We start from the raw sequence: 1,280 nt of genomic DNA on the forward strand, positions 1-1,280 counted from the left end.
ATCCCACGGCGATTCAGGAGGGTTGAAGTGTCTGGCGGTGGCGTAGGCATTGGCGCTACCGCGACGTTTCTCGGCGTGGGCGGCAGCGTCATGACCGTGCCGTTGTTGCGGCGTTGTGGGTTGAGCATGAGTCAGGCGACGTCCATGGCCAATCCGTTGAGCCTGCCCGTTGCGGTGGCTGGGACGGTGACATACATGGCCATGGCGGGATTCAGCGAGTTTGATTTGGGGGCGTGGTTCATCGGCTATGTGGATTTGCTGGCGTTTGCGGTTTTGACGATGGGATCGTTGCTGGGGATTCGATTGGCCACATCATGGATCGGGCGGATTCCGGATCGGGTGCATGCGCGGGTATATGTGGGTTTGCTGGTTATGGTGATGCTGAGTATGTGTGCCTACTAGGGTTGGATTCAGCAGCGTGATTCGCAAAAATATGCTTTCGTTCTGTCTAGGATTTCTACGCGGGAGCATGCCATGTTGATCCTCGAAAGCGATTGGAAGAAGTTCAAGGAACTGCGCAGAATTGCGCTCGATCGATTTTGCCAAGGTGTTCTTGCCGATGCCAAGGCGATTACCCAACATGGAGCGCTGTCAGCTCATGCGCGATATGGAATGCTCTATGGATTGATCCAGGATCGGGACAAGGATATGGCCCGGGCTTTTGACTACAACAGCCAATCCCGCTCCAGTGCGCTCAGAGGTTTGCGGTTGATGGTCAAGCATGATTTGCTAACCGACGCAGAGTTATCAGTTCTGAGCAAAGCTGTGCTGGAACATATCTCGGATGTCGTTCGCCAGCCCTATGAGCTTGAGTGGGTTGAAGAGATCGTGCGGCAGGACTGACACCTACTTATCCATGAATCCCGGCGCTTCCCGAACAATGAAGTGATCCAGGTTCTCAATATTCGCACTGAACACCCCGAACGTCTGCTCGGGGTTTTTCTTGCTCGGTACCTGCTTCAACTCCGGCGTCACGCCGTAAAAGAAGCAATACAAGTCCTTCCCGCTCTCGATGGCGTGCTTGATCTCTTCCAGAAACGCTTTGCGCTTGCGGTAGTTGTCGATCAGCTTTTTGCTCAAGTAAATGTTGACTGAATAAGGCTTTTTCTTCGCCTCGTCCGCTTGCTTGAACCAGACTTTCTGTTCGAAATCGATACGGAAACTCTGCGTGTAATCCTTGATCTCCTTGATCTTGCCCCAGTAAATCAGCCCCTTGTTGTCCTGCAGATACTCGATCCTCTTGAAGAACGACCCATAAGGCGCCGTGTGCTCACCAATCT

2 protein-coding genes and 1 pseudogene are annotated in these 1,280 nt (G+C 53.1%); 2 read left to right on the forward strand and 1 reads right to left on the reverse strand.

Going from position 1 to position 1,280, the window contains the following annotated elements; all coding sequences use genetic code 11:
• Together AC1DRJ_RS28110 and AC1DRJ_RS28115 are read left to right on the forward strand one after the other, a co-directional pair.
• Positions 1-402: TSUP family transporter (locus AC1DRJ_RS28110; RefSeq protein WP_477805015.1), on the forward strand; the 402-nt coding region annotated here is incomplete at its 5' end.
• Positions 403-474: 72 nt separating this feature from the next.
• On the forward strand, positions 475-843 hold the full coding sequence (locus tag AC1DRJ_RS28115; RefSeq protein WP_477805016.1) for a hypothetical protein: 369 nt from the start codon (positions 475-477) through the stop codon (positions 841-843).
• A 3-nt stretch (positions 844-846) separates the two neighbouring features.
• Here the strand turns inward: AC1DRJ_RS28115 and AC1DRJ_RS28120 are convergent.
• Positions 847-1,280 (reverse strand): annotated as a pseudogene (locus tag AC1DRJ_RS28120) (hypothetical protein); the annotation flags it as partial.

Source organism: Pseudomonas sp. P5_B2 (genome assembly GCF_056400445.1).